General features: G+C 65.3%; 16 protein-coding genes. 6 read left to right on the top strand and 10 right to left on the bottom strand.

The genetic code is table 11. The annotated features are described in order from the left end of the window. The 6 genes from KBW95_RS01785 to KBW95_RS01760 all read right to left on the bottom strand — a co-directional run bounded on the left by KBW95_RS01785 (nt 1) and on the right by KBW95_RS01760 (nt 7,669). Nucleotides 1–1,005 (bottom strand): MoxR family ATPase, encoded by a 1,005-nt coding sequence (locus tag KBW95_RS01785; protein ID WP_211524862.1) that lies wholly within the window; start codon nt 1,003–1,005, stop codon nt 1–3. Nucleotides 1,006–1,008: 3 nt separating this feature from the next. Next, a complete protein-coding gene (locus KBW95_RS01780; RefSeq protein ID WP_211524863.1) occupies nt 1,009–1,629 on the bottom strand; it encodes a DUF4159 domain-containing protein in 621 nt (206 codons plus the stop codon). Nucleotides 1,630–1,632: 3 nt separating this feature from the next. After that, nucleotides 1,633–2,970: a TldD/PmbA family protein gene (locus KBW95_RS01775; RefSeq protein ID WP_211524864.1), complete on the bottom strand. Its 1,338-nt coding sequence runs from the start codon at nt 2,968–2,970 to the stop codon at nt 1,633–1,635. A 10-nt stretch (nt 2,971–2,980) separates the two neighbouring features. Then, on the bottom strand, nt 2,981–4,618 hold the full coding sequence (locus tag KBW95_RS01770) for a TldD/PmbA family protein (RefSeq protein ID WP_211524865.1): 1,638 nt from the start codon (nt 4,616–4,618) through the stop codon (nt 2,981–2,983). A gap of 69 nt (nt 4,619–4,687) precedes the next feature. Further along, entirely contained in the window at nt 4,688–6,022 is a 1,335-nt protein-coding gene (locus KBW95_RS01765) for a TldD/PmbA family protein (RefSeq protein ID WP_211524866.1), read from the bottom strand. Nucleotides 6,023–6,034: 12 nt separating this feature from the next. After that, entirely contained in the window at nt 6,035–7,669 is a 1,635-nt protein-coding gene (locus KBW95_RS01760) for a TldD/PmbA family protein (protein ID WP_211524867.1), read from the bottom strand. A 379-nt stretch (nt 7,670–8,048) separates the two neighbouring features. Here KBW95_RS01760 and KBW95_RS01755 point away from each other — a divergent pair, with 379 nt between their 5' ends. Beyond that, entirely contained in the window at nt 8,049–8,840 is a 792-nt protein-coding gene (locus KBW95_RS01755; RefSeq protein WP_211524868.1) for a class I SAM-dependent methyltransferase, read from the top strand. A gap of 115 nt (nt 8,841–8,955) precedes the next feature. Further along, a complete protein-coding gene (locus tag KBW95_RS01750) occupies nt 8,956–10,503 on the top strand; it encodes a S1C family serine protease (protein ID WP_211524869.1) in 1,548 nt (515 codons plus the stop codon). A 112-nt stretch (nt 10,504–10,615) separates the two neighbouring features. Here KBW95_RS01750 and KBW95_RS01745 read toward each other — a convergent pair whose 3' ends face one another. Then, the gene (locus KBW95_RS01745) at nt 10,616–12,226 is read right to left on the bottom strand and encodes a serine hydrolase (RefSeq protein ID WP_211524870.1); all 1,611 of its coding nucleotides are present in this window, start codon (nt 12,224–12,226) and stop codon (nt 10,616–10,618) included. A 22-nt stretch (nt 12,227–12,248) separates the two neighbouring features. Further along, complete coding sequence (locus tag KBW95_RS01740) at nt 12,249–14,105, bottom strand: M1 family metallopeptidase (protein WP_211524871.1); 1,857 nt, start codon at nt 14,103–14,105, stop codon at nt 12,249–12,251. Between the two features lie 160 nt (nt 14,106–14,265). On the opposite strand from KBW95_RS01740, the gene KBW95_RS01735 reads away from it, so the two are divergent. Next, entirely contained in the window at nt 14,266–14,841 is a 576-nt protein-coding gene (locus KBW95_RS01735; RefSeq protein ID WP_211524872.1) for a TMEM165/GDT1 family protein, read from the top strand. Between the two features lie 3 nt (nt 14,842–14,844). Here KBW95_RS01735 and KBW95_RS01730 read toward each other — a convergent pair whose 3' ends face one another. Further along, entirely contained in the window at nt 14,845–16,458 is a 1,614-nt protein-coding gene (locus tag KBW95_RS01730) for a CehA/McbA family metallohydrolase (protein WP_211527349.1), read from the bottom strand. A gap of 240 nt (nt 16,459–16,698) precedes the next feature. Between KBW95_RS01730 and KBW95_RS01725 the strand changes: the two genes are divergently transcribed. Genes KBW95_RS01725 through KBW95_RS01715 form a run of 3 tightly spaced genes read left to right on the top strand, consistent with a single transcriptional unit; the run spans nt 16,699 to nt 22,578 of the window. Next, nucleotides 16,699–19,038, top strand: coding sequence for a GH92 family glycosyl hydrolase (locus tag KBW95_RS01725; protein ID WP_211527348.1), 2,340 nt, complete (start codon nt 16,699–16,701; stop codon nt 19,036–19,038). Between the two features lie 6 nt (nt 19,039–19,044). Beyond that, on the top strand, nt 19,045–21,348 hold the full coding sequence (locus tag KBW95_RS01720) for a GH92 family glycosyl hydrolase (RefSeq protein ID WP_229429483.1): 2,304 nt from the start codon (nt 19,045–19,047) through the stop codon (nt 21,346–21,348). Between the two features lie 9 nt (nt 21,349–21,357). Further along, nucleotides 21,358–22,578, top strand: coding sequence for an AGE family epimerase/isomerase (locus KBW95_RS01715; RefSeq protein WP_211527347.1), 1,221 nt, complete (start codon nt 21,358–21,360; stop codon nt 22,576–22,578). Between the two features lie 116 nt (nt 22,579–22,694). Here the strand turns inward: KBW95_RS01715 and KBW95_RS01710 are convergent, their stop codons facing one another. After that, nucleotides 22,695–23,555, bottom strand: a complete 861-nt coding sequence (locus KBW95_RS01710; RefSeq protein WP_211524876.1) for an outer envelope protein — start codon at nt 23,553–23,555, stop codon at nt 22,695–22,697.

Raw genomic sequence — 23,555 nt, 5'->3', positions numbered from 1 at the left:
TTAGTCGACCTTGATCTCGTTGCGCAGGGACTGGAGGATGTCGGCGATGGCGATGCCGTCTGCCTCGGCTTCGAAGTTGCGCAGCACGCGGTGCGCCAGCACAGGCAGCAGCATGGCCTGGATGTCGTCGCGCGTGACCGCCAGGCGGCCCTGCATCAGGGCGCGCGCCTTGGAGGCCAGCACCAGCGCCTGGCCGGCGCGCGGACCGGCGCCCCAGCCGATGTGCTGCTTGACCGCGGCGACCGTGGTCTCGCTCGGGCGCGTCGCGCGCACCAGGCGGGTGGCGTAGCGCAGCAGGTGGTCGCCGATCTCGATGTCGCGCACCAGCTGCTGCAGGCGCAGCAGCGTTTGCACGTCCATCGCCGGCTCGGCGTCGTCCAGTCCCGCGTGGGTGGTGCGCGAGACCATCAGCACTTCTTCGTCCTCGGTCGGGTAGACCACGTCGATGCGCAGCAGGAAGCGGTCCAGCTGGGCTTCCGGCAGCGGATAGGTGCCGGCCTGTTCGATCGGGTTCTGCGTGGCCAGCACGAAGAAGGGGCGCGGCAGCTTGTGGGTCTGGCCGGCGAAGGTGACGGCGCGTTCCTGCATCGCTTCCAGCAGCGCCGACTGGGTCTTGGGCGGGGCGCGGTTGATCTCGTCCGCCAGCAGCACCTGGGTGAACACCGGCCCCTGCTGGAAGCGGAACACGCGCTGGCGCGTGCTGGTGTCTTCTTCCAGGATCTCGGTGCCCACGATATCCGAGGGCATCAGGTCCGGCGTGAACTGCACGCGGCGGAATTCCATGTCGGTCGCCTGCGCGAGCGACTTCACCAGGAGGGTCTTGCCCAGGCCCGGCACGCCTTCCACCAGCGCGTGGCCGCCGGCCAGCAGGCAGGTCAGCAGCAGCTCGACCACGTCGTTCTGGCCGATGATCACGCGCGCCATGCTGGCGCGCAGCGCGCCTATCTTCGCCGTCAGGTCGGCGATTTCCCGTTCATCCCACGCTACCGCATCACGTTCAGCCACCGCTCACGCTCCCAACGCATATTGAATAATATTCACCGCAAAACGGGTATTGTCGACCGCCAGGAAACGCTTGTTGCGGAAGTCGTAATCCCATTCGCAGCCATAGTCCTTGTTCGAGTACAGCACCCGGATGCGGCCGCCGAACTCGATGGCCTTCAGGTACTCGTGCACCAGGTCGTCGCCCCAGCCATTCAGCTCGCCGCCCGTGGTCGGCGGGCCGTCGAACTTGAAGAAGCACGAATACAGCTTGTGCGTATTCGGGATCTTCTTCAGCGCGCTCGCCCCGAAGATCTTGACCATCTCGGCCTCGAAGGACTTGGCGAACAGCCCGTCGATGTCGTGGTTGCAGTCGTCGACGAAGACGAAGCCGCCGCCGCGCACGTAGCGCTCGAAATTGCGCCGCTCCGCAGGGGTGAACTGGACCAGCTTGTGGCCGGCCAGGTAGCAGAACGGCGCCTGCAGCATTTTCGGATCGGCGAGCGCCACCATGCGCTCGACCGGATCCACCCGCAAGGTGGTGTACTCGACGAGCGAGTTCAGCACGTTACTGGGCATGCGGATATCCACGTCCCAATCGCCCGACTCATACATCAGGCGCGTGAAGTAGAAATCGTAAGACGCCATTGATTAGACTGCGTCGGACAGCGAGGTGAAGTTGAAGTCGCGGACCTTCATCGGCGGCAGCACCATCTGGAACGGCACTTCGTCGCCGCCGATGATCTGCGGCTTGCCCAGTTCCTCGATGTTGTTGAGGATGGTGACCGGGCTCTCGTTGAAGCGGAAGTTCTTCACCGGGTGCTTGATCTTGCCGTTCTCGACGTAGAAGGTGCCGTCGCGGGTCAGGCCGGTGATGAGCAGCGACTGCGGGTCCACCATGCGGATGTACCAGGTGCGGGTGACCACGATGCCCTTCTTGGTGCCTTCGATCAGCTCTTCCAGCGACTTGGTGCCGCCGGCCATGATCATGTTGCCGTGACTGGCGGTCGCCTGCTTGCCGGTCTTCTTGGCCCAGTAAGGCGAATAGCCGAGCGAGGCCACGCGGCCGTCCTTGATCAGGTCCGTGCGCTGGCGCGCGATCATGGTCTGGTTGTCCCACGGGGCCACCGGCACGTCCGGGTTCCACGGGTCGGCCCAGATGTTGACCTGCTGGTCGAACAGCTTCTCGCCCAGGCGGTTGCCGCCGCCCTTCTTGGCCAGGAAGCTGCGGCCTTCGTCGGCCGCGCGGGCGCCGAAGGAGCTGAACATATTGCCCAGGATTTCGGAGGTGGCGGCCGGTTCCAGGATCACGGTGTAGCGGCCCGGCTCCAGCGCCTTGGCGTCGACCGAGCGCAGCGCCTTCTCGATCGCCACGTTGGCCGCTTCGCTTGCGTTGAAGCGGCGTGCATCCACGGCCGAGCGGGTCACCCAGCCCGAACCGCGGCCGTCTTCGGTGCGCGCGGTGCAGGTGAAGGACAGGTCGGTGAATTCCTGGAAACCGAACACGCCGTTCGAGTTGGCGATGCAGGCGAAGCGGGTGCTGTCGGTGAAGAAGCCGGCGGTGACCAGCTTCTTGGCGCGCGCCTGGCCGATGCTGGCGGCGGCGACTTCGGCGCGGTAGTCCGGGTCGATGGCGGAGGTAGCAGGCACGAAGGTCTGGGTGCCGCGGTATTCCTGCTTGCCGACGGCCGGCACGAACTCCGGATTCTCCGGCGCCAGGCGCGCCAGTTCCTCGGCGCGGCGCACGGCCTTTTCCAGCGACTTGTCGTCGAATTCATTGATGACGGCGGTGCCGGTGCGCTTGCCGAAGGCGACGCGCACGGCCAGCTCCATGTCCTCGGTGAGGCCCGCGGTCGACACGCTGTTGCGCGCGAAGCGGATGTTGCCGGTGCGGTTGCCTTCGATCGACACCGTGCATTCGTCGGCCTTCGAGAAGCCGATCACGCGGTCGGCGATGCGTTTTGCTTGTTCTTGATTCAGGGATTTCATCCTGGTCTCCTCATCCGATCTTGCGTGCGGTGTTGATCACATTGATGCCGTTGAAGCGCGTGGTGCTCGAGCCGTGCGACACGGCGCTGACCTGGCTCGGCTGGCCTTTGCCGTCGAAGAACGAGCCGCCCATGCGCCAGTCGCGTTCGTCGCAAATGGCGCTGCAGGCGTTCCAGAACTCCTGGGTGTTCGACTGGTAGGCCACGTCTTCCAGCGGGCCGGTGATCTTGCCGTTCTTGATTTCGTAGAACAGCGTGCCGCCGAACTGGAAGTTGTAGCGCTGCTGGTCGATCGAGTAGGAGCCGCGGCCGAGAATGTAGACGCCCTTCTTGACGTCCTTGATCATCTCGTCCGGGGTCAGGCGCGCCTTGCCCGGTTCCAGCGACACGTTCGGCATGCGCTGGAACTGGATGGTGCTCCAGCTGTCCGCGTAGGAGCAGCCGTGCGATTCCTTCTCGCCGATGATGTGGGCCTGGTCGCGCGTGGCCTGGTAGTTCACCAGCACGCCGTTGCGGATGATGTCCCACTTCTTGGTCTTGACGCCTTCGTCGTCGTAGGCCACGTAGCCGAGCGAGCCCGGGGTGGTCTTGTCGGCGACGAAGTTGACGCGCTCGTGGCCGTACTTGAATTTCCTGGTCTCCCACTTGTCCAGCGTGGCGAAGCTGGTGCCGGCGTAGTTGGCTTCGTAGCCGAGCACGCGGTCCAGTTCCGTCGGATGGCCGACGTTTTCGTGGATGGTCAGGAACAGGTGTTCGGGCGACAGCACCAGGTCGTACTTGCCCGGCTCGACCGACTTGGCGCCGAGCTTCTCGCGCGCCTGCTTGCCGGACAGGCGTGCGTCCTCGACGATGTCGTAGGAACCGGTGTAGAGCGTGGTCACGCCGCCGGCGGCCTGCACCTTGTGCTCGGGGCGGGCGTCGAAGTACTCGTAGCCCATCGACACCGGCGCGCCGAGGCCGGCGCGCGAGCGGAACTTGCCGCTGGCCTTGTCGACCGCGGTGGCGGTGATCGGAGCCCACAGGCGGTGGATGTCCTGGTCGATGTAGGAGCCGTCGGTGGAGGCGAAGTACTTCTGCTGGTTGATCTGGAACAGCGACGCGGTCATGAAGCTCGCGCCCGCGTCCATGCCGGCCTTGTTAGCGGCGATTAGCATCTCGGCCTTTTCCTTGACCGGGACCAGGCGCCAGTCCTTCTTGACCGGCGTGGCCCAGGCCACTTCGCCGACGCCCTTGACCGGGGCCAGGCGCACCGGCTCGGTCTGCAGCTTGGCGTTGGCCTTGGCGATGGCGACCGCCTGGCGCGCGGCCTCGGCCACGCCGTCCGGGGTCATGTTGTTGGTCGAGGCAAAACCGTAGGCGCCGTTGGCGACCACGCGCACGCCGACGCCGCTGGACTCGGTGTTGCTGATGTTCTCGACGTTCAGGTCGCGCGTGATGATGAATTGGTTCAGGTAGCGGCCGATGCGCACGTCGCAGTAGGAAGCGCCGGCCTTGGTGGCGGCGTTCAGGGCGACGTCGGCCAGGGCCTTCTTCGCCGCGGCGGCCATCGGGTTCAGGAGCTCGTCGGCGGCGATGGCGTTGCCGAAGACGGGGACGAGCATGGCGCCTGCAGTGCCGGCGCCGACTTTGAGGAAGGTACGACGTTCCATTCAATTCTTCCGTTTGCTTATGCACGTCATCCCGGCGAAGGCCGGGATGACGTTGTTTTATGTTGCGGGTTAAACGGCGTCCGATAGCGACGTGAAGTTGAAGTCCCGAATCTTCATCGCCGGAATCAGCATCGAATAATTCGCCTCATCCCCACCGATCACCACCGGCTTGCCGATCTCCTCGATGTTGTTCAGCATCGTCACCGGGCTCTCGTTGAAGCGGAAGTTCTTCACCGGGTGCTTGATCTTGCCGTTCTCCACATAGAAGGTGCCGTCGCGGGTCAGGCCGGTCAGCAGCACCGACTGCGGGTCCACCATGCGGATGTACCAGGTGCGGGTCACCAGGATGCCCTTCTTGGTGCTGGCGATCAGCTCCGCCGTCGACTTGTCGGTGCCGGCCATGATGATGTTGCCGGCCGTGCCCACGGCGCGCTGGCCCTTCTTCTTGGCCCAGAATTGCGAGTAGTTGAGCGCGTTGATGCGCCCGTCCTTCACCAGATGGATGCGCTCGCGCGGCAGCATGTCGTTGTCCCACGGCAGGACCGGGACGTCCTTGTCCCAGGGGTCGGACCAGATGTTGACCTGCTGGTCGAACAGCTTGTCGCCCAGGCGGTTGGCGCCGCCCGGCTTGGACAGGAAGCTGCGGCCCTCGTCGGCGTTGCGGGCATTGAAGCCGTTCAGCATGAAGCCGATCAGGTCGCTGGTGGCGGCCGGCTCCATGATCACGGTGTAGCGGCCCGGCTCCAGCGCCTTGGCCTCGACCGAGCGCAGCGCCTTCTCGATCGCCACTTCGGCCGCTTCGCGCGGGTCGAACTTGGCGACGTCGCGCGCCGAGCGCTTCACCCAGCCCGAACCGCGGCCGTCTTCGGTGCGCACGGTGCAGGTGAAGTCCAGCGAGGTGGCGACCTGGTGGCCGAACACGCCGTTGGAGTTGGCCACGGTTTCGAAGGACGAACGGTCGGTGAAGAAGCCGGCGGCCACCAGCCCCTTCTTGCGGCAGGCCTCCATCGCGTAGGCGGCGGCCTGGGCGCGGTATTCCGGATCGATCGCGGAGGTAGCGGGCACGAAGGTCTCGGAGCCCTTGTAGCCGGTCTTGGCGATCGCCGGCATGAACTCCGGGTTTTCCGGCGCCAGGCGCGCCAGGTCCTCGGCGCGGCGCACGGCGCGCTCCAGCGATTTGTCGTCGAACTCGTTGATGGTGGCGGTGCCCTGGCGCTTGCCGAAGGCGACCTGCACCTGCACGCGGGTGTCGTCGGCCAGGCCGGCGGTCGAGACGGCATTGCGCGCGAACCGGATGTTGCCGATGCGGTTGCCTTCGACGCTGACGATGCACTCATCGGCCTTGGACAGCGACAGCACGCGGTCCGTGATGCGCTTGGTTTGTTCCTGGGTCAAGATGCTCATGGGTCCCGTCCTTTAGCCGATCTTGCGAGCGGTGTTGATCACGTTGATGCCGTTGAAGCGCGTGGTCGAGGAACCATGCGAGACGATCGAGATCTGCGGCGGCTGGCCCTTGCCGTCGAAGAAGGAACCGCCCATGCGCCAGTCGCGCTCGTCGCAGATGGCGCTGCAGGCGCTCCAGAATTCCTGGGTGTTGGCCTGGTAGGCCACGTCTTCCAGCATCTGGCCGATCTTGCCGTCCTTGATTTCGTAGAACAGCTGGCCGCCGAACTGGAAGTTATAGCGCTGCTGGTCGATCGAGAACGAACCGTCGCCGACGATGTAGACGCCCTTCTTGATGTCCTTGACCATCTCGTCCGGAGTCAGCTTCTTCTTGCCGGCCGCCAGCGAGACGTTCGGCATGCGCTGGAACTGCACCGAGTTCCAGCTGTCGGCGTAGGAGCAGCCGTGCGATTCCTTCTCGCCGATGATGTGGGCCTGGTCGCGGGTGGCCTGATAGTTGACCAGGATGCCGTCCTTGATGATGTCCCACTGCTTGGTCTTGACGCCTTCGTCGTCGTAGCCCACGCAGCCCAGCGAACCCGGGGTGATCTTGTCGGCGTACAGGTTGACGATCGGCGCGCCGTACTTGAAGCTCTTGGTCTGCCACTTGTCCAGGGTGGCGAAGCTGGTGCCGGCGTAGTTCGCCTCGTAGCCCAGCACGCGGTCCAGTTCCGTCGGGTGGCCGACGTTTTCGTGGATGGTCAGCCACAGGTGTTCCGGCGACAGCATCAGGTCGTACTTGCCCGGCACCACCGACTTGGCGGTCAGCTTGCGCTTGGCGTCGCGGCCCGCGGCCTTGGCGTCCTCGATGATGTCATAGGATTCGGTGTACAGGGTGGCGACGCCGCCGGCGGCCTTGATCTTGTGTTCGGGACGCGCGTCCAGGTATTCGTAGCCCTTGCCGACCGGGGAGCTCAGGCCCGAGCGCGAGCGGAACTTGCCGGTGGCCTTGTCCACGGCGGTGGCCTGGAACGGGGCCCACAGGCGGTGCACATCCTGGTCGATGTAGGAGCCGTCGGTCGAGGCGAAGAACTTCTGCTGGTTCACCTGGAACAGCATCGACTGCATGAAGTTCGCGCCGTTGTCCATGCCGGCCTTGTTCGCGGCGATGAGCAGGTCGGCCTTTTCCTTGATCGGCACCGCGCGCCAGTCCTTCTTGATCGGGGTGGCCCAGGAGACGTCGCCCACGCCCTTGACCGGTGCGAGACGCACCGGTTCGGACTGCAGCTTGGCGTTGGCCTTGGCAATCGCCACCGCCTGGCGCGCCGCGTTGGCGATACCGTCGCTGGACATGTCGGAGGTCGCGGCGAAGCCGTAGGCGCCGTTGCAGATCACGCGCACGCCCACGCCGGCCGATTCGGTGTTGGCCACGTTCTCGACGTTCAGGTCGCGGGTCACGATGAACTGGTTCAGGTAGCGGCCAATGCGCACGTCGCAGTAGCTGGCGCCGGCCTTGGTGGCGGCGTTCAGGGCGACGTCGGCGAGCGCCTTCTTGGCGGCGACGGGCATGGTGCTGAGCAGTTCTTCAGCGGCGATCGCGCGGCCGAACGGGATCAGCGTCGAACCGAGCGCCAGGCTGCTTAAATTGAGAAAAGTACGACGTTCCATAGGGTCTCCTGGGTATCCTATTTCGGGCAGCGGTTCCGCCGGCACAGCACGGCGCCGCTCTTGTATGTACAGCGCTTCTGGGAACTTCGTCGTCTCCGGATGGGGTGACGGCAAACTTCTCAACCATAGACTAAAGTTTTTGGTTAGGCAATCTTTATGCCATCCATACGGGCTATCCAAAGTGGCTGATTCCACAACACCCGCAAACGCGTGTCCGAATGTCCGGACACTGTCCGCCTGTCCGCCCCGGACAGGCGCGGACACTTCGACATATGTATAAATACCAAGCTTGACTGTCCGGCCACACTGCCGGATCATCAGCCCGGCGGCAGCGGCGTCCCGCCCTGCCATCGACAATCACCATGGAGACTTCGCACCGATGAAACGACTGATCCTGGCCGCCATGCTGGCCACCGGACTGGCCGGCGCCGCGCAGGCGGACGACGCCCTGAAGGCCGCCATCGCCGGCGAACACCGCAGCGCCGCCAACAAGGCGCGCGACGTGTACCGCCATCCCTACGAGACCCTGACTTTCTTCGGCATCAGGCCGAACATGACCGTGGTGGAACTGGCGCCGTCGGGCGGCTGGTACACCGAGATCCTGGCGCCCTACCTGCGCGACAAGGGCAAGCTGATCGGCGCGGGCGAAGCGATCCAGCCGGACAAGCGCTACGGCACCACCTTCAAGAAGAAGCTGGATTCCAATCCGGCCGTCTTCGACAAGGTCGTCCCGTCCGTGTTCGAGCCGCCGGCCACCTACCAGATCGCGGCGCCCAACAGCGTCGACATGGTCCTCACCTTCCGCAACCTGCACAACTGGGTCGGCAACGGCGAAGACGCCCTGCGCACCACCTTCAAGGAAATCCACAAGGTGCTCAAGCCGGGCGGCGTGCTGGGCGTGGTCGACCACCGCCTGCCGGCTTCGATGACGCAGGACGCCAAGGCCTCGAGCGGCTACGTGCACGAAGCCTGGGTGATCAAGATGGTGGAAAGCGCGGGCTTCAAGCTGGCCGGCAAGTCCGAGGTCAACGCCAATCCGAAGGACACCGCCAACCACGAAAAAGGCGTGTGGACCCTGCCGCCGGTGCTGGCCAACAAGGACAAGGACCGCGAGAAGTACATGGCGATCGGCGAGAGCGACCGCATGACGCTCAAGTTCGTCAAGCAGTGACGTGCCGGGGAGGACGGCCTCCGTCCTCCCTCCTGTGGACTTCCGCGTATTTCCAATTGCGGCGCGGGTGTATATTCTTCCGGTTGAGCACCTACTACCGCAACCGAAGGAATTCATGAAAATCTACCGCTTTGCCGCCCTGGCGCTTGCCGCATCGAGCCTGGCCCATGCCCAGGACAGCACCCCGCAGACCACGCCCGTCCCTCCCGCCGCCACGACCCAGACCGCCGCCCCGGCGCTGCCGGCCATCGAGGCCTCGGTGGTCAAGATCTTCTCGACCGTGCGCCGTCCGGACCCGTACAAGCCCTGGACCAAGGCCTCGCCGAACGACATCACCGGCTCGGGCGTGATCATCGAGGGCAAGCGCATCCTGACCAATGCCCACGTGGTGAGCTATGCGAGCCAGGTCGAGGTGCAGGCCAGCCAGTCGGGCGACAAGGTGGCGGCCAAGGTGATCGCGATCGCGCGCGGGCTGGACCTGGCGGTGCTGGAGCTGGAAGACCCGAGCTTCTTCGACAGGCGTCCGCCGGTCACCCGCGCCGCGGTGCTGCCGGACGTGCGCGAGCAGGTGTTCGCCTACGGCTACCCGGTGGGCGGCAATTCGCTGTCGACCACCAAGGGCATCGTCTCGCGGGTGGAGTTCGTGCCCTACAGCTCCTTCAGCTCTGGCCTGCGCATCCAGATCGACGCGCCCATCAATCCGGGCAACAGCGGCGGCCCGGTGATCGCGGGCGACAAGATGATCGGCCTGGCCTTCTCGATGGCGGCGGGCGCCCAGAACATCGGCTACGTGATTCCGAACGAAGAGATCGAACTGTTCCTGCGCGACGTGGCCGACGGCAAGTACGACGGCAAGCCGCTGCTGCACGACAGCATCCAGACCCTGGAAAACCCGGCCCTGCGCGCCTTCCTCAAGCTCGACAAGTCGGTCGAAGGCGCGGTGGTGCACAAGCCCTACCGCACGGACGCGTCCTGGCCGCTGAAAGAGTGGGATGTGATCACCCACATCGGCGAGTACCCGGTCGACAACCAGGCCATGGTGAAGCTGGGTTCCAACCTGCGCGTGCGCTTCCAGTACCGCATCCAGCAGGTGGCGAAGAACGGCAAGGTGCCGATGACCATCGTCCGCAACGGCAAGACCATGAAGGTGGACGTGCCGGCGACCGGCCCGCGTCCGCTCCTGATCCCGGATCTAAATGGCGGCTATCCGTCGTATTTCGTCTACGGCCCGATGGCGTTCACCCGCGCCAGCGCGGAGTTCCTGAGCTTCATCGGCACCAATGCGGGGGCGATGCACGGGTATGCCTTCAACGCCAGCCCCCTGATCACGCGCCGCGGCGATTCGCCGGATGCGCAGCGCGAGGAGCTGGTGGTGATCAGCTCGCCCTTCTTCCCGCACAAGCTGGTCAGCGGCTATTCGAACCGCTTCGGGTCGGTGGTGGAGTCGATCAACGGCAAGCCGGTGCGCAGCCTGAGCCACCTGGTGGCGCTGCTGCGTGACCTGAAGGACGAGCAGATCGTGCTGCGCTTCGACCAGCGCTATGGCGAGACCATGATCTTGCCGCGCAAGGCGACCTTGGATGCGACCGAGGCGATCCTGTCGGATAACGGGATCAGGGCGCAGGGGTCGGAGGATATGATGAAGGTGTGGGACGGGAAGTGAGTTAACGCTGCTCAGCGAAAGTCAACTTGGGTCCCGGCCTTCGCCGGGACGACGTGCATACTGTGTTGGCCTTAAGACCGTCATCCCGGCGGAGGCCGGGATCCAAGTTTGCTCAATCCGCCGACTTCTTCTCTTTCACCGGCGTAAACAGCAAATCCTGGAAGTCATAGCTGAAGTCCGTTTCCGTGGAAATCGGCTTCATGCGCATCCGCTCGATCGACCCGTCATGATCGAGCGAGAACGTCACATACGCATCCGCATTGAAGTTCCGCTCCTTCCAGCGCACGACGAAGGTATCGTGCTGGAAGTGCTCCAGTTCCCCCATCAGGTCCGGCGTGCGCGAGAACACCATCACCTGCTTGCCGCCCACCTTCTTGATGGTCGCCTTGCCATACCAGGCGTCCTCGTACTCGCCCTCGTACGACGCCAGCGGCAGCGACGGCTTGCTCTTGGCCGCGCGGGTCGCCGACTCCTTCTTGACGCGCTCCATTTCCTTGGCGTGCATCTCCTTGTCCATGTCGGCGAAGCGGCCGATCCAGTCGGTCGGGACCACGTCCAGGTACTGGTCCATCAGGCGGTACTGCAGCGCGCTGAGCGAGGGGCCGCTCTCGGCGTTGGTGAAGATCGCGATGCCCAGCTTCGCTTCCGGCACCAGCAGCACGCGCGAATAGAAGCCCTGCAGCGCGCCGCCGTGCATCGCCACCAGCTTGCCCTGGTAGTCGCGCAGCTGGAAGCCCAGGCCGTAGGCGAAGAAGTTCGGCTTGGTCGCCGCCAGCGGAGGACGCGGCTGGCCGATCTTCATCGGGGTCTGCGCCGTCCACATCTCGCGCGCCTGCTTCTCGGACCACAGTCGTGTTTCCTTGCCGTCCGCGTCCTTGCCCACGCGGCCCTCGTCCAGCAGCACGTTCATCCAGCGCGCGATGTCCTCGGCGTTGGTGTTGATGCCCACCGCGCCGATCGCGTTCGCCACCGGCATCGGCTTGACCACCGAGATCTTGCCGTTGATCTTGCTGTGCGGCGCCGACACGTTGGCGATGTTCGCATGCTCGTCCAGGCTGGTGGTGGTCGTGTTCATGCCTGCTGGCTTGAGAATCCACTCGCGCATGGTCTCACCCCAGGACTTCCCGGATTTCATGGCGATGATCTTGCCGGCCACGATGTACAGCAGGTTATCGTAGGCGTAGCTGTTGCGGAAGCTGGTCGCCGGCTTGATGTAGCGGAGATTGTGGATGATCTCGTCGGTGCTGAAGGTGGTGGTCGGCCACCACATCAGGTCGCCCGCGCCCAGGCCCAGGCCGCTGCGGTGGGTCAGCAGGTCGCGCACGGTCATCTCGGCCGTGACGTAGGGGTCGTACATGCGGAAGTCCGGCAGGTGCTTGATGACCGGATCGTCCCAGGACAGCTTACCCTGGTCGACCAGCATCGCCAGGCCGGCGGCGGTGAAGGCCTTGGAGTTCGAGGCGATCTCGAACAGGGTCTTGCCGTCCACCGGGGTCGGATCGCCCAGCTTGCGCACGCCGAAGCCCTGCGCGGCCAGCACCTTGCCGTCCTTGACGACGGCGATGGCGATGCCCGGCACGTCGAATTCCTTCATCACGCGCTTGACGTCGGCTTCCAGGTTGTACGCCGGCGCCTCGGCTGCGGCAACGGCGGCCGGAGCCTGCGCGAACGCCGCGCCGGTGGTGGAGAATGCGATCAGGATCGCGGCTGCGAGTCGGTTCATTGCTTGCACTATCGTCTTCCTTTTATTTCTTGTTCATCTGCTTGTCGACGCTCGATTGCGTCTCCGGGTGGTAACGCTCGCGCGCGGCCTTGTAGACACGCTCGGCCCAGGCGCGGTCGTCCGCCTTGGCGCGCAGCGCGCCGTACAGCGGCACCACGAACTTCTGGCGGCCCACGCTCATCAGGAAGGCTTCCAGGTTCGGGCGGATGCCGTGGTAGCCGGCATGCACCGAGGCGCGGTAGAAGCGGAAGGCCACTTCGTTGTTGCCGGTCTTGGCCAGGCCGAAGGCCTTATCCAGTTCCTCCAGCTGCTTCGCATCCGCCTTGTTGTCGATGTCGTTCAGGAACTTCATCCACTCGGCGGCGTTCCAGTTCTTCGTGTCCAGCTGGGCGGTCTTGACCTCGCCCTTGAGCCAGCCCTCGGTGGTGGCGTTCAGCTTGGCCAGGCGGGCCGACACCGCGCGCTGGGCGCTGGCCGGGATGCCCGGGCCATACAGCCACTCGTCCAGCTCCGCATCGCTCATGACCTTCGGGTTCTTCGACAGCAGGTTGGCGCGCAGGTAGGCCACGAACTGCTCGGTGGTCACGCTCTGGAAGGCGTGCTGGTCGAACCAGCCGCGCAGGAAGGGATCGAAGGCGGCGCGGCCGGCGCGCTGCTCCAGGGTGCGCAGGAACCAGGCGCCCTTCGGATAGGCCAGCTCTTCGTCGGTGTAGTGCTCGGACGAGGTGTCCGGATCGCGGGTGACCAACGCCTGCTTCGCCAATGGCAGGGTCTTCAGGTGCTCGAGGGCCTCTTCCTGCTCCAGCTGCAGGTTCATGGTGGCCACGTCTTCGCCGTAAATCTTTTCCAGGATGCGGGTGGTCACGTAGGTGGTGAAGCCTTCGTTGAGCCACCAGTGCTTCCACGAGGCGTTGGTCACCAGGTTGCCCGACCAGCTGTGCGCCAGCTCGTGGGCGATCAGGTCGACCAGGCTGCGGTCGCCCGCGATCATGGTCGGGGTCAGGAAGGTCAGGCGCGGGTTTTCCATGCCGCCGATCGGGAAGGACGGCGGCAGCACCAGCATGTCGTAACGTCCCCAGCGATAGGGGCCGTACAGCGATTCAGCCGCGGCCACCATCTTCTCAGTGTCGGCCAGCTCGTACTCGGCGGCCTTGATGCGCTTCGGTTCGGCGTACACGCCGGTGCGCGGCCCCAGGCTGCGCACATCGAGTTCGCCGATGCCGATCGCCAGCAGGTAGGAAGGAATCGGCTGCGGCATCCTGAATTTCCAGCCGCCCTTGCCATTCGCTTTTGGGTCATTCTCCGCGCTCATCACCACGCGCAGGCCGCTAGGGGCCTGGATGCGGGCGGTGTAGGTGAAGCGCACCGCCGGCGTATCCTGGATCGGCACCCAGGAACGCGCGTTGATCGACTGCGACTGGCTGAACATGAAGGGACGCTTGCCCGACATGGTCTGGGCCGGCGTCAGCCACTGCAGGGCGGTGGCGGTCGGCGCGGTGCGGTAGTAAATGCGCACCTTCTTCGGCTGGCCCGGCAGGGCGATATGCAGCGCCTGGCCCTTCTCCTGGTCCAGCTTGTCGAGCGTATAAGGCACGCTGCGCCAGGCGCCGCCCGCGTCCTGCGCCTCGATCTTCGAGATCGCCAGCTCGCGCGTGTCGAGATCGAGGGTGGTGGCCGACTTGTCCAGCCAGTCGAGGGTCAGCTCGGCGTGACCGTCCAGGGTCTTGCGGGTGAAATCGGCCTTCAGGTCCATGTGCAGGGCACTGGTCTTGACCTGGTCGTATTTGGCGTAGCTCAGGGGGTCGAGCGCGAATGCGCAGGCGGTCCAGGCACCCAGGATCAGGGTGGCGGCGGCGCGCGGCAGGAAGCGTGTCTTCATGGTCTCTCGCAGGGATGGCAGCCGAGGCAGGGCTGCGGGCGCGAGCAGAATAGCACGCGCTATCCTGCAGCGAAAGCGCGGCAAATCGCCCGTATGTACGCCGTGCGGAGGTCCGACTCTGCTATGATCGCGCCTTTCGCCTCACCCGCTTTTCCGCTTCATGGACGCCTTCCTCGTTTCGACCGGCATCGTGGCGCTCGCCGAGATCGGCGACAAGACCCAGCTGCTGGCTTTCCTCCTCGCCGCCCGTTTCCGCCGTCCCCTGCCGATCGTGTTCGGCATCTTCGTGGCCACCATCTTCAACCACGCCTTCGCCGCCGCCGTGGGCGCGCTGGTCAGCGAGCTGCTCGGCCCGAACACGATGCGCTGGGTGCTGGGCCTGTCCTTCCTGGGCATGGCGGCCTGGATCCTGGTGCCGGACGAGATCGACGACGAGGAAACCAGCCTGGCGCGCCACGGCGTCTTCCTCACCACCCTGATCGCCTTCTTCGTGGCCGAGATGGGCGACAAGACCCAGGTCGCCACCGTGGCGCTGGCGGCGCGCTACGAATCGATGGCCGCCGTCGTCGCCGGCACCACCTTCGGCATGATGCTGGCGAACGTGCCGGCCGTGTACTTCGGCGAACGCATCGCCAACCGGGTGCCGGTGAAGCTGGTGCACGGCATCGCCGCCGTCATCTTCGCGGTGCTCGGCATCGCCACCTTGCTGGGCGCGGGCGAAGGCCTGGGCTTCTGAGCATCATTCCTGCGTCACCCACACGGGCGCCGACCACAGCACCTTGCCGTCGTCCTGGGTGATCCGGGCGTAATAGAAATGCTCGCCCGGCGCGGGGATGAAGCTGGTGGTCGCCTTATCCGATAATTGGGTCACCTGGCCCTTGCGTCCCGGGACCCCTTCCATGATCGCCACCGCCGCCACCTGCTTGCCGGTGCTGCTGGCGAAATTCGCCACCAGCTCGAGCGGCCCCCGGTTGCGGAAGCGCTCCCCCATCATCCGGCCGTTCGCGCTTAGGACCAGCTGCGAACCCTTGTCCATGGTGGCGAACACGCGCCGCGCCTTCAAGGCGTCGATGAAGCTGTCCCGGGTCAGCGCGGCGCCGGCGGGAACCAGGATGCCGGTGCGGTTGGTGTAGGACGCGCCCCAGTTGGCGCAATGGTTGTCCTGGTTGGTGCTGAAGGCCACGTGATAGCCCGCCTCCAGCAGGCGGTTGCAGGCCGCCTCGAAGTGGCTGCGGCGGGTTTCGGACTCCGACAGGCTGGTCGAGAAGGCGGTGCTGTTCACCACCTCGCACAGCGCCATGACTTCGTCGCCATCCGGCGTGTAGGCCAGCGGGACCCCGTTCACCATGAACTGCCCGGTCTGGGCCGGATGATTGAACTGCCCCACCCAGCCGCGCTCGCGCATCAAGGTATACAGGGCCGCGTAATCGCCGCGCGGCGTGCGCGTATCCGCCATCAGCTCGCCCCTGGCGTTGGTCTCCCAGCCCAGCAGCTCGCGGCTGTTGAAGATGTTGAGGTGGCCGCCGTTGTTGATGACGCCCCACTCCATGCCGTACAGCGCCAGGAAGCCCGGATGTGCCTGCGTGTAGGCGTCCGCGCTGGCCAGGCCGGCCTGGTACAAGGCCCGCGCCTTGCCGGCATCGGCGTCGGGCGCGCTGCCGTCGGAACCGTCGTACATGTGGTTGTGCTCCGAGGCGAGCAGGATGTCCAGTCCCTGCTTGTGCGCGAACGCGAAAGCCGCATCCGGGCCGTATGGCGAGCTGAGTGGCGGCTGTGCGCCCTTGCAGGCCGTGACTTCGGCGCCGCCGTCGCTGTGCTTGGTCTGGCTGTGCAGGTTGCCCAGGTAGACGGTGTAGGGCAGCGTACCGGGCGCCGGGGCGGCAGCGGGCGAGGAAGTCGCGCCAGGCAGCGGCTGGAAGCGCGGCATCCGTGGCTGTGAGGGTTTGCCGACCGCGATCTCCCAGTCCTGGCTGACCGCCTCGTGGCCGTCGCCGCGCAGCACGGCATGCAGCTTCACCTGGTAGATGCCAGGCGGCGCGGGCGAGCGGCCGATCCGCCCCGACCAGGGCACCGCCACGCTGACGCTGGATGCGGCCAGGGTCGCCCGGCCGCGCCAGCGCAGCGCTGTCCGGCCGCCGGGACGCACCAGCTCCACGCGCCAGTCGACGATCCCGGGGCGGTCGAGGCCGGGATAGTCGAAGCTCAGCGTGAATGTGCGCTGCTGCGCCGCCCCCGCCTGGAAGTGCGCGTACAGGGTGGCTTCGAATTCCTTGTGTTCAGCCGGGGCGGCAGTGGCCAGGCCGCAGCTCAACAACAAGGCGCTAAGGGAGAGGGAAATAAGTGAGGTTTTCATGATGCAATTTTTGCAATTGCATCGATTTCGGCCTTGCGCCGGGATACCTGAAAATTGTATTTTTATCTACAAACTATGCGTGCGCTCAAGTTGCCATTCGATTAACTTAACGGAGGATGTTTAGTAAAACACATGCTAAACACAGGGGGAAACGCGCCTGTTTAGTTGCCTGAGAGTCAAACCCGGCCATAATCCGCTGACACAGTCCGGCCCACCGGGCGACACATGTATGGAGACAGCATGACAGTTCGTTTCAAGCACGAATCCCTCTCCCTGACTTTGCTGGCGGCGCTGGCGTTCTCCACCCTGCCTGCACAGGCCGCCACATCAGGTTCGCCTGCGAGCGCCGTCAATGTCTTCATCGGCACCGGCGGCGACGGCCACACCTTCCCGGGCGCCAGCCGGCCTTTCGGCATGGTGCAGCTCAGTCCCGACACCCAGGTGCGCCACTTCCGCCAGAGCTATCCCTGGGCGTCCGGCTACCGCCATGACGATACGTCCATCCTCGGCTTCTCGCACACCCACTTCTCCGGCAGCGGCCACTCGGACCTGGGCGACGTGCTCCTGATGCCCTACAGCGGCGAGACCAAGCTGGAGCCGGGCTATCCCGAGCGTCCCTTCTCCGGCTACCGCTCGCGCTTCTCGCACCAGGAGGAGAAGGCCGAACCGGGCTATTACGCCGTGCGCCTGAAGGACAACGAGGTCGACGTCGAGCTCACCGCCAGCGAGCGCGTGGGCCTGCACCGCTACCGATTCCACAAGGATGCGCAGGCCAAGGTGATCCTCGACCTGCGCTCCAGCATCTACGACTACGGCAGCAAGAACCTGTGGTCGCGCCTGCGCGTACGCGACGCCACCACGCTCACCGGCATGCGCGAGACGCGCGGCTGGGCGCCAGGCCGCCAGCTCTACTTCGCCGTCAAGTTCTCGCGCCCGATGAGCGCGCGCCAGCTGCACAACCGCGAGGAAGCCGTCGAATACCGCGGTTTCGCGGCGCCGGGCAAGACGCCCCAGGACAAGGTGCTGGTCGAGGGCAAGGCCCTGGTCGCGGCGCTGGAATTCGGCGCGCCGCAGGACGGCACGCTGATGGTGAAGGTCGCGGTCTCGCCGGTGAGCGAAGACAATGCGCTGGCCAACCTGGAAGAGATGCCGGGCTGGGACTTCGAGGCCGAGCGCGCCCGCGCCGGCGCCGCCTGGAACGAGGCGCTGTCGGCGGTGAAGGCGGATGCGCCCGAGCCGATGCGCACCATGTTCTACACCAGCCTGTATCACAGCATGCTGGCGCCCTCGCTGTTCATGGACCGCGACGGCCGCTATCGCGGGCCGGACAACCAGGTGCACCAAGCGAAGAACTTCCGCTTCCACTCGACCTTCTCGCTGTGGGACACCTACCGCGCCCTGCACCCGCTGCTGACCCTTGTCGCGCCGGAGCGCCGCAATGCCGACTTCGTCAATTCGCTCATCGCCGCCCAGCAGCACAGCCCCTACGGCATCCTGCCGGTGTGGTCCTTCCACGGCCTGGAGACCTGGTGCATGATCGGCTACCACGCGGTGCCGGTGATCGCCGACGCCTACATGAAGGGCATCCGCGGCTTCGATCCCGACCAGGCGCTGAAGGCGATGACGGCCAGCGCCGAATACGGCCCCTACGGCGGCCTGGAACACTACATGAAGCTGGGCTACGTGCCGATCGACCGCGAACCGGAAGCCGCGTCCAAGACCGTGGAATACGCCTTCGACGACTGGACCATCGCGCGCATGGCCGAGAAGATGGGCAGGAAGGACGTCGCCGCCCGCTACTACCAGCGCGCCCAGAACTACCGCAACGTGTTCGACAAGGAGACGGGCTTCATCCGCGCCCGCAAGTCCACCGGCGAATTCCGCACCCCCTTCAACCCGGTGCAGTCGAACTTCGGCAGCGATTACACCGAGGGCAGCGCCTGGCAGTATTCCTGGTATATGCCGCACGATAACGCGGGCCTGATCGCCATGCTGGGCGGGGACACGGCCCTGGTGTCCAAGCTGGACCAGGTCTTCGACGCCAAGGTCGAAGACAAGGTCTATGCCCACATGGAAGACATCTCGGGCCTGATCGGCCACTACGCCCACGGCAACGAGCCATCGCACCACGTGGCCTACCTCTACAACTTCGCCGGCGCCCCCTGGCGCACCCAGGAACGCCTGACCCACATCATGGCGACCCAGTACGCCAACCGCCCGGATGGCCTGTCGGGCAACGACGACCTGGGCCAGATGTCGGCCTGGTTCGCCTTCACCGCGCTCGGCTTCTACCCGGTGGCGCCGGCCTCCAACGAATACGTGATCGGCCGTCCCTTCCTCGACAAGGCGGTGCTGAACCTGCCGAACGGGAAGCGCTTCACGGTGCGCGCCGAGCAGCTGAGCGAGGCCAATCGCTACGTCGGCCGCGTCACCCTGAACGGCAAGCCGCTGGCCAGGACCTTCCTGCGCCACGAAGACATCGTCGCCGGCGGCGAACTGGTATTCACGATGCAGGCCATCCCGAACAAGGACTGGGGCAAGGAACCCAGCGCCCGTCCCTACACCCAAACCCGCTACTGACAACACATGATGAACACGAACACGATCATCCGCTGCGCCGCCACCCTGCTAGCCGCCAGCGCATTCAGCGCCACCGCCCAGGTGGTCCAGAAAGTGAGCGACCCGGTCGAATGGGTCAATCCCCTGATGGGCACCGCCAGCAAGCCCGAACTCTCGAACGGCAACACCTATCCGGCGATCGCCGTCCCCTGGGGCATGAACTTCTGGACGCCGCAGACCGGCAAGATGGGCAACGGCTGGGCCTACACCTACGACGCCGACAAGATCCGCGGCTTCAAGCAGACCCACCAGCCTTCCCCGTGGATGAACGACTACGGCCAGTTCGCCGTCATGCCGGTGACGGGCGCCAAGCGCTTCGACCAGGACAAGCGCGCCAGCTGGTTCTCGCACAAGTCGGAAACCGCCAAGCCCTATTACTACAGCGTCTACCTGGCCGACGCCGACGTCACCACCGAGATCGCGCCGACCGAGCGCGCGGCCCAGTTCCGCTTCACCTTCCCCAAGTCCGATGCCAGCTATGTCGTGGTCGACGCCTTCGACAAGGGCTCCTACGTGAAGGTCCTCCCTGGCCAACGCAAGGTGATCGGCTACAGTACCAAGCACGCGCGCGGTCCGCTGCCGAAGAACTTCCGCAACTATTTCGTGATCGAGTTCGACCAGCCCTTCGCCTCCACCGATACCTGGCAGGGCGACAAGCTCCTCGAGGGCAAGCTGGAAACCGAAGGCGATCATAGCGGCGCCTTGCTCGGCTTCAAGACCGCCAAGGGCCAGAAGGTCCACATGCGCGTCGCTTCCTCGTTCATCAGCTTCGAGCAGGCGGAACTGAACCTGAAGCGCGAACTGGGCCAGGACGACTTCGACGCCACCCGCGCCAAGGGCAAGGCCGCCTGGAACAAGGTGCTCGGCCAGCTCCAGGTGGAAGGCGGCACGGTCGACCAGACCCGCACCTTCTATTCGAGCCTGTACCGCACGGTGCTGTTCCCGAACAAGATGTACGAGATCGATGCGGCCGGCAAGCCGGTGCACTGGAGCCCGTATAACGGCCAGGTCCTGCCCGGCCGCCTGTTCGCCGGCACCGGCTTCTGGGATACCTTCCGCGCCCTCTACCCCTTCCTGAACCTGGTCTACCCCTCGATCAACAGCGAGATGCAGGAAGGCCTGGCCAACGCCTACAAGGAAGGCGGCTGGCTGCCGGAGTGGTCCAGCCCGGGCTACGCCGACATCATGGTCGGCAACAACTCGGCCTCGGTGGTGGCGGACGCCTGGATCAAGGGCGTGCGCGGCCAGGACATCGAAACCCTGTGGCAGGCGCTCAAGCACGGCGCCAACAACGAAGGCCCGATGACGGCCGTGGGCCGCGCCGGCGTGAAGTACTACAACGAGCTGGGTTACGTGCCGTATGACGTGGGCATCAACGAGAACGCCGCGCGCACCCTGGAATACGCCTACGACGACTTCACCATCTACCAGCTCGGCAAGGCGCTGGGCAAGCCGAAGTCGGAGATCGAGATCTACGCCCAGCGCAGCCTGAACTACAAGAAGCTGTTCGATCCGGAGACCGGCCTGATGCGCGGCCGCAAGCGCGACGGCAGCTTCCAGACACCGTTCAACCCGTTCAAGTGGGGCGACGCCTTCACCGAGGGGAACAGCTGGCACTACTCGTGGTCCGTGTTCCACGACGTGGCCGGGCTGGCGGACCTGATGGGCGGGCGCAAGGCCTTCGTCGACAAGCTCGACATGGTGTTCTCGCTGCCGCCGGTCTACGACGAAAGCTATTACGGTTCGGTGATCCACGAGATCCGCGAGATGCAGATCGCGAACATGGGCCAGTACGCGCACGGCAACCAGCCGATCCAGCACATGACCTACCTGTACAACTACGCGGGCGCGCCGTGGAAGTCCCAGCACTGGATCCGCGAGACCATGGACCGCATGTACGCGCCCACGCCGGACGGCTACTGCGGCGACGAGGACAACGGCCAGACCTCGGCCTGGTACGTGTTCTCGGCGCTGGGCTTCTATCCGGTCACGCCGGGCGTGAACCAGTACGTGGTGGGCACGCCGCTGTTCAAGAAGGCCACCGTCAAGCTCGAGAACGGCCGCAGCTTCACGGTCAGCGCCAAGGGCGACGGCCGCTACGTGGACGCCCTGCGTGTCAACGGCCGCGCCGTCGAGCGAAACTGGCTGGGCCATGAAGAGCTGATGGGCGGCGCCAAGCTGGATTTCAGCATGTCCGCCAAGCCGAACATGAAGCGCGGCACCCGCGAGCAGGATGCGCCCTACTCGCTGTCGCGCGACCAGCAACGCTAAGAGGACAGGATGCCCGACTTCTTTTCGCCCGACACGCTGACCCGGCATGTGGCCGACACGATGTCGTTCTACTATCCGCGCTGCGTCGATCCGAGCGGCGGCTTCTATCACTACTTCCTGGACACGGGGACGGTGTACGACCGCAGCACGCGCCACCTGGTGTCCAGCACCCGCTTCGTGTTCGTGTTCGCGAACGCCTGGCGCCAGTTCGGCAAGGACGAGTACCTGGACATGGTGCGCCACGGGATCGACTTCCTGCGCCATGCGCACCGCAATCCGGACACCGGCGGCTATGCGTGGCAGCTGCGCTGGCAGGACGGGAAGGCCGAGGTACTGGACGGCGACAACCACTGCTACGGCCTGGCCTTCGTGCTGCTGGCCTATTCGCATGCCCTGATGGCCGGCGTGGAGGAAGCGCGGGCATGGATCGCCGAGACCCTGGCCCTGATGGAAGAGCGCTTCTGGGAAGAAGAACACGGCCTGTACGCCGACCAGGCCAGCGCCGACTGGTCGCGGCTGGACAGCTATCGCGGCCAGAACGCCAACATGCACGCCTGCGAAGCCTTACTGGCGGCTTACCGCGCTACCGGCGAGCTACCCTACCTGCATCGTGCCGAGACCCTGGCCACCAACATCACCCAGCGCCAGGCCGGCCGCGCGGGCGGCATGATCTGGGAGCACTACAAGCAGGACTGGCAGGTCGACTGGGAATTCAACCTGCACGACAAGGCCAACCTGTTCCGGCCCTGGGGTTACCAGCCGGGGCACTTCACGGAATGGAGCAAGCTGCTGCTGCAGCTCGAGGCGCATGGCGAACAGCTGGCGGGATCACGGGACTGGCTGCTGCCGGCCGCCCAGGACCTGTACGCCACGGCGCTGCGCTATGCCTGGGACAAGGAGCACGGCGGCCTGCACTACGGCTTTGCGCCGGACGGCACGGTGTGCGATTCGGATAAATACTTCTGGGTGCAGGCAGAGACCCTGGCGGCGGCCGCGCTGCTGGGCGCACGCACCGGGGCGGAACGCTACTGGCTCGACTACGAAAGGCTGTGGAACTACTGCTGGGAGCATTTCGTCGACCACGAGCACGGGGCCTGGTACCGCATCCTGACGCGCGAGAACGTCAAGTATTCGAACGAGAAGAGCCCGGCCGGGAAGGTGGATTACCACACGATGGGGGCATGCTACGACATCCTTCCGGCGCTGGCGCGCCGCCGTAGCGGAAATTAAGAAGTCAGCCACCGTCGCCCCGGCGGAGGCCGGGGCCCAAGTTCAGCGTCTCGACAGCTCTTGCAAACTTAGGTTCCGGCCTGCGCCGGAACGACGTTCATGCCTTAACTAAACGTTCAGAAGTGATATTCGGCCCGCACCATCGGCGTGCTGGCGCGCTGCCCACGCCCCCCGGTGGTCACACGCGAATTCCCGAACTTGTTGTTCCAGAACTGATACTCCACCCCGATACGGAAGCGGTTCTTCTTCTGCCCGTAGCGCGCGCCGATGTCGTACATCAGCTGCATGTCGATGTTGGTCTCCGCGCTGGTCGGGTTGCCCACTTCGTCCAGCCCTTTGGCCGCGATGAAGTTCGCATAGCCCTCGAACGACCAGCCCTCGGCCACCGGAATACCCCAGCTGGCGCTCAGCATCGGATGGTTGTCGTAGGTGTAGCGCCGTCCCGCCACGCCGGAGATCGGCGGGAAGGCGCCGCTCGGCGCATTGCTTTCGTGGATCAGGAGCAGGCTGGTGTTGAGGAAGCCCGGCACGTCCCACATCAGGGTCGGGCCCAGCACCAGCATGCGCTTGCGCGAGTTGTAGCCCACGTCTTCCTTGTGGTTCAGGTCGAAGCCGCCCGTCAGGCCCAGGCCCTTGACCGGGCCGAAGCGCAGCTCGCGGCCGCTGAGGGCGCCGATATCCAGGGTGTGGCGGTACAGCAGGTAGGCTTCTTCCGCGCCCGAGCTGTCGGTCAGCGACTTCGGATCCTTGCTGTCGGACTTGAGCAGGTCCAGGTTGAAGTAGTTGCTGCCGTACTTGTAGCCGCTGGCGTGGGTCAGCGCGAGCACGTGCTTGTTGATGTGCTCCGGGTTGAAGGGCTCGGCGAAGCGGGTGCCGTAGCGCCAGCTGACCGCGTTGTCGCTCCAGTCGAGCGCATTCGCCGCGCCGGCGGCGAGCATCAGGGCGGCGCAGCAGGCGCCGCGGATGGTCTTGGTCAT

It is taken from the genome of Massilia sp. ZL223 (assembly GCF_018119395.1).
In the GTDB taxonomy this organism is placed as follows: Bacteria; Pseudomonadota; Gammaproteobacteria; order Burkholderiales; family Burkholderiaceae_D; genus Telluria.
The sequence above is the reverse complement of the archived record's forward strand: the minus strand, read 5'-3'. Positions and strand labels throughout refer to the sequence as shown.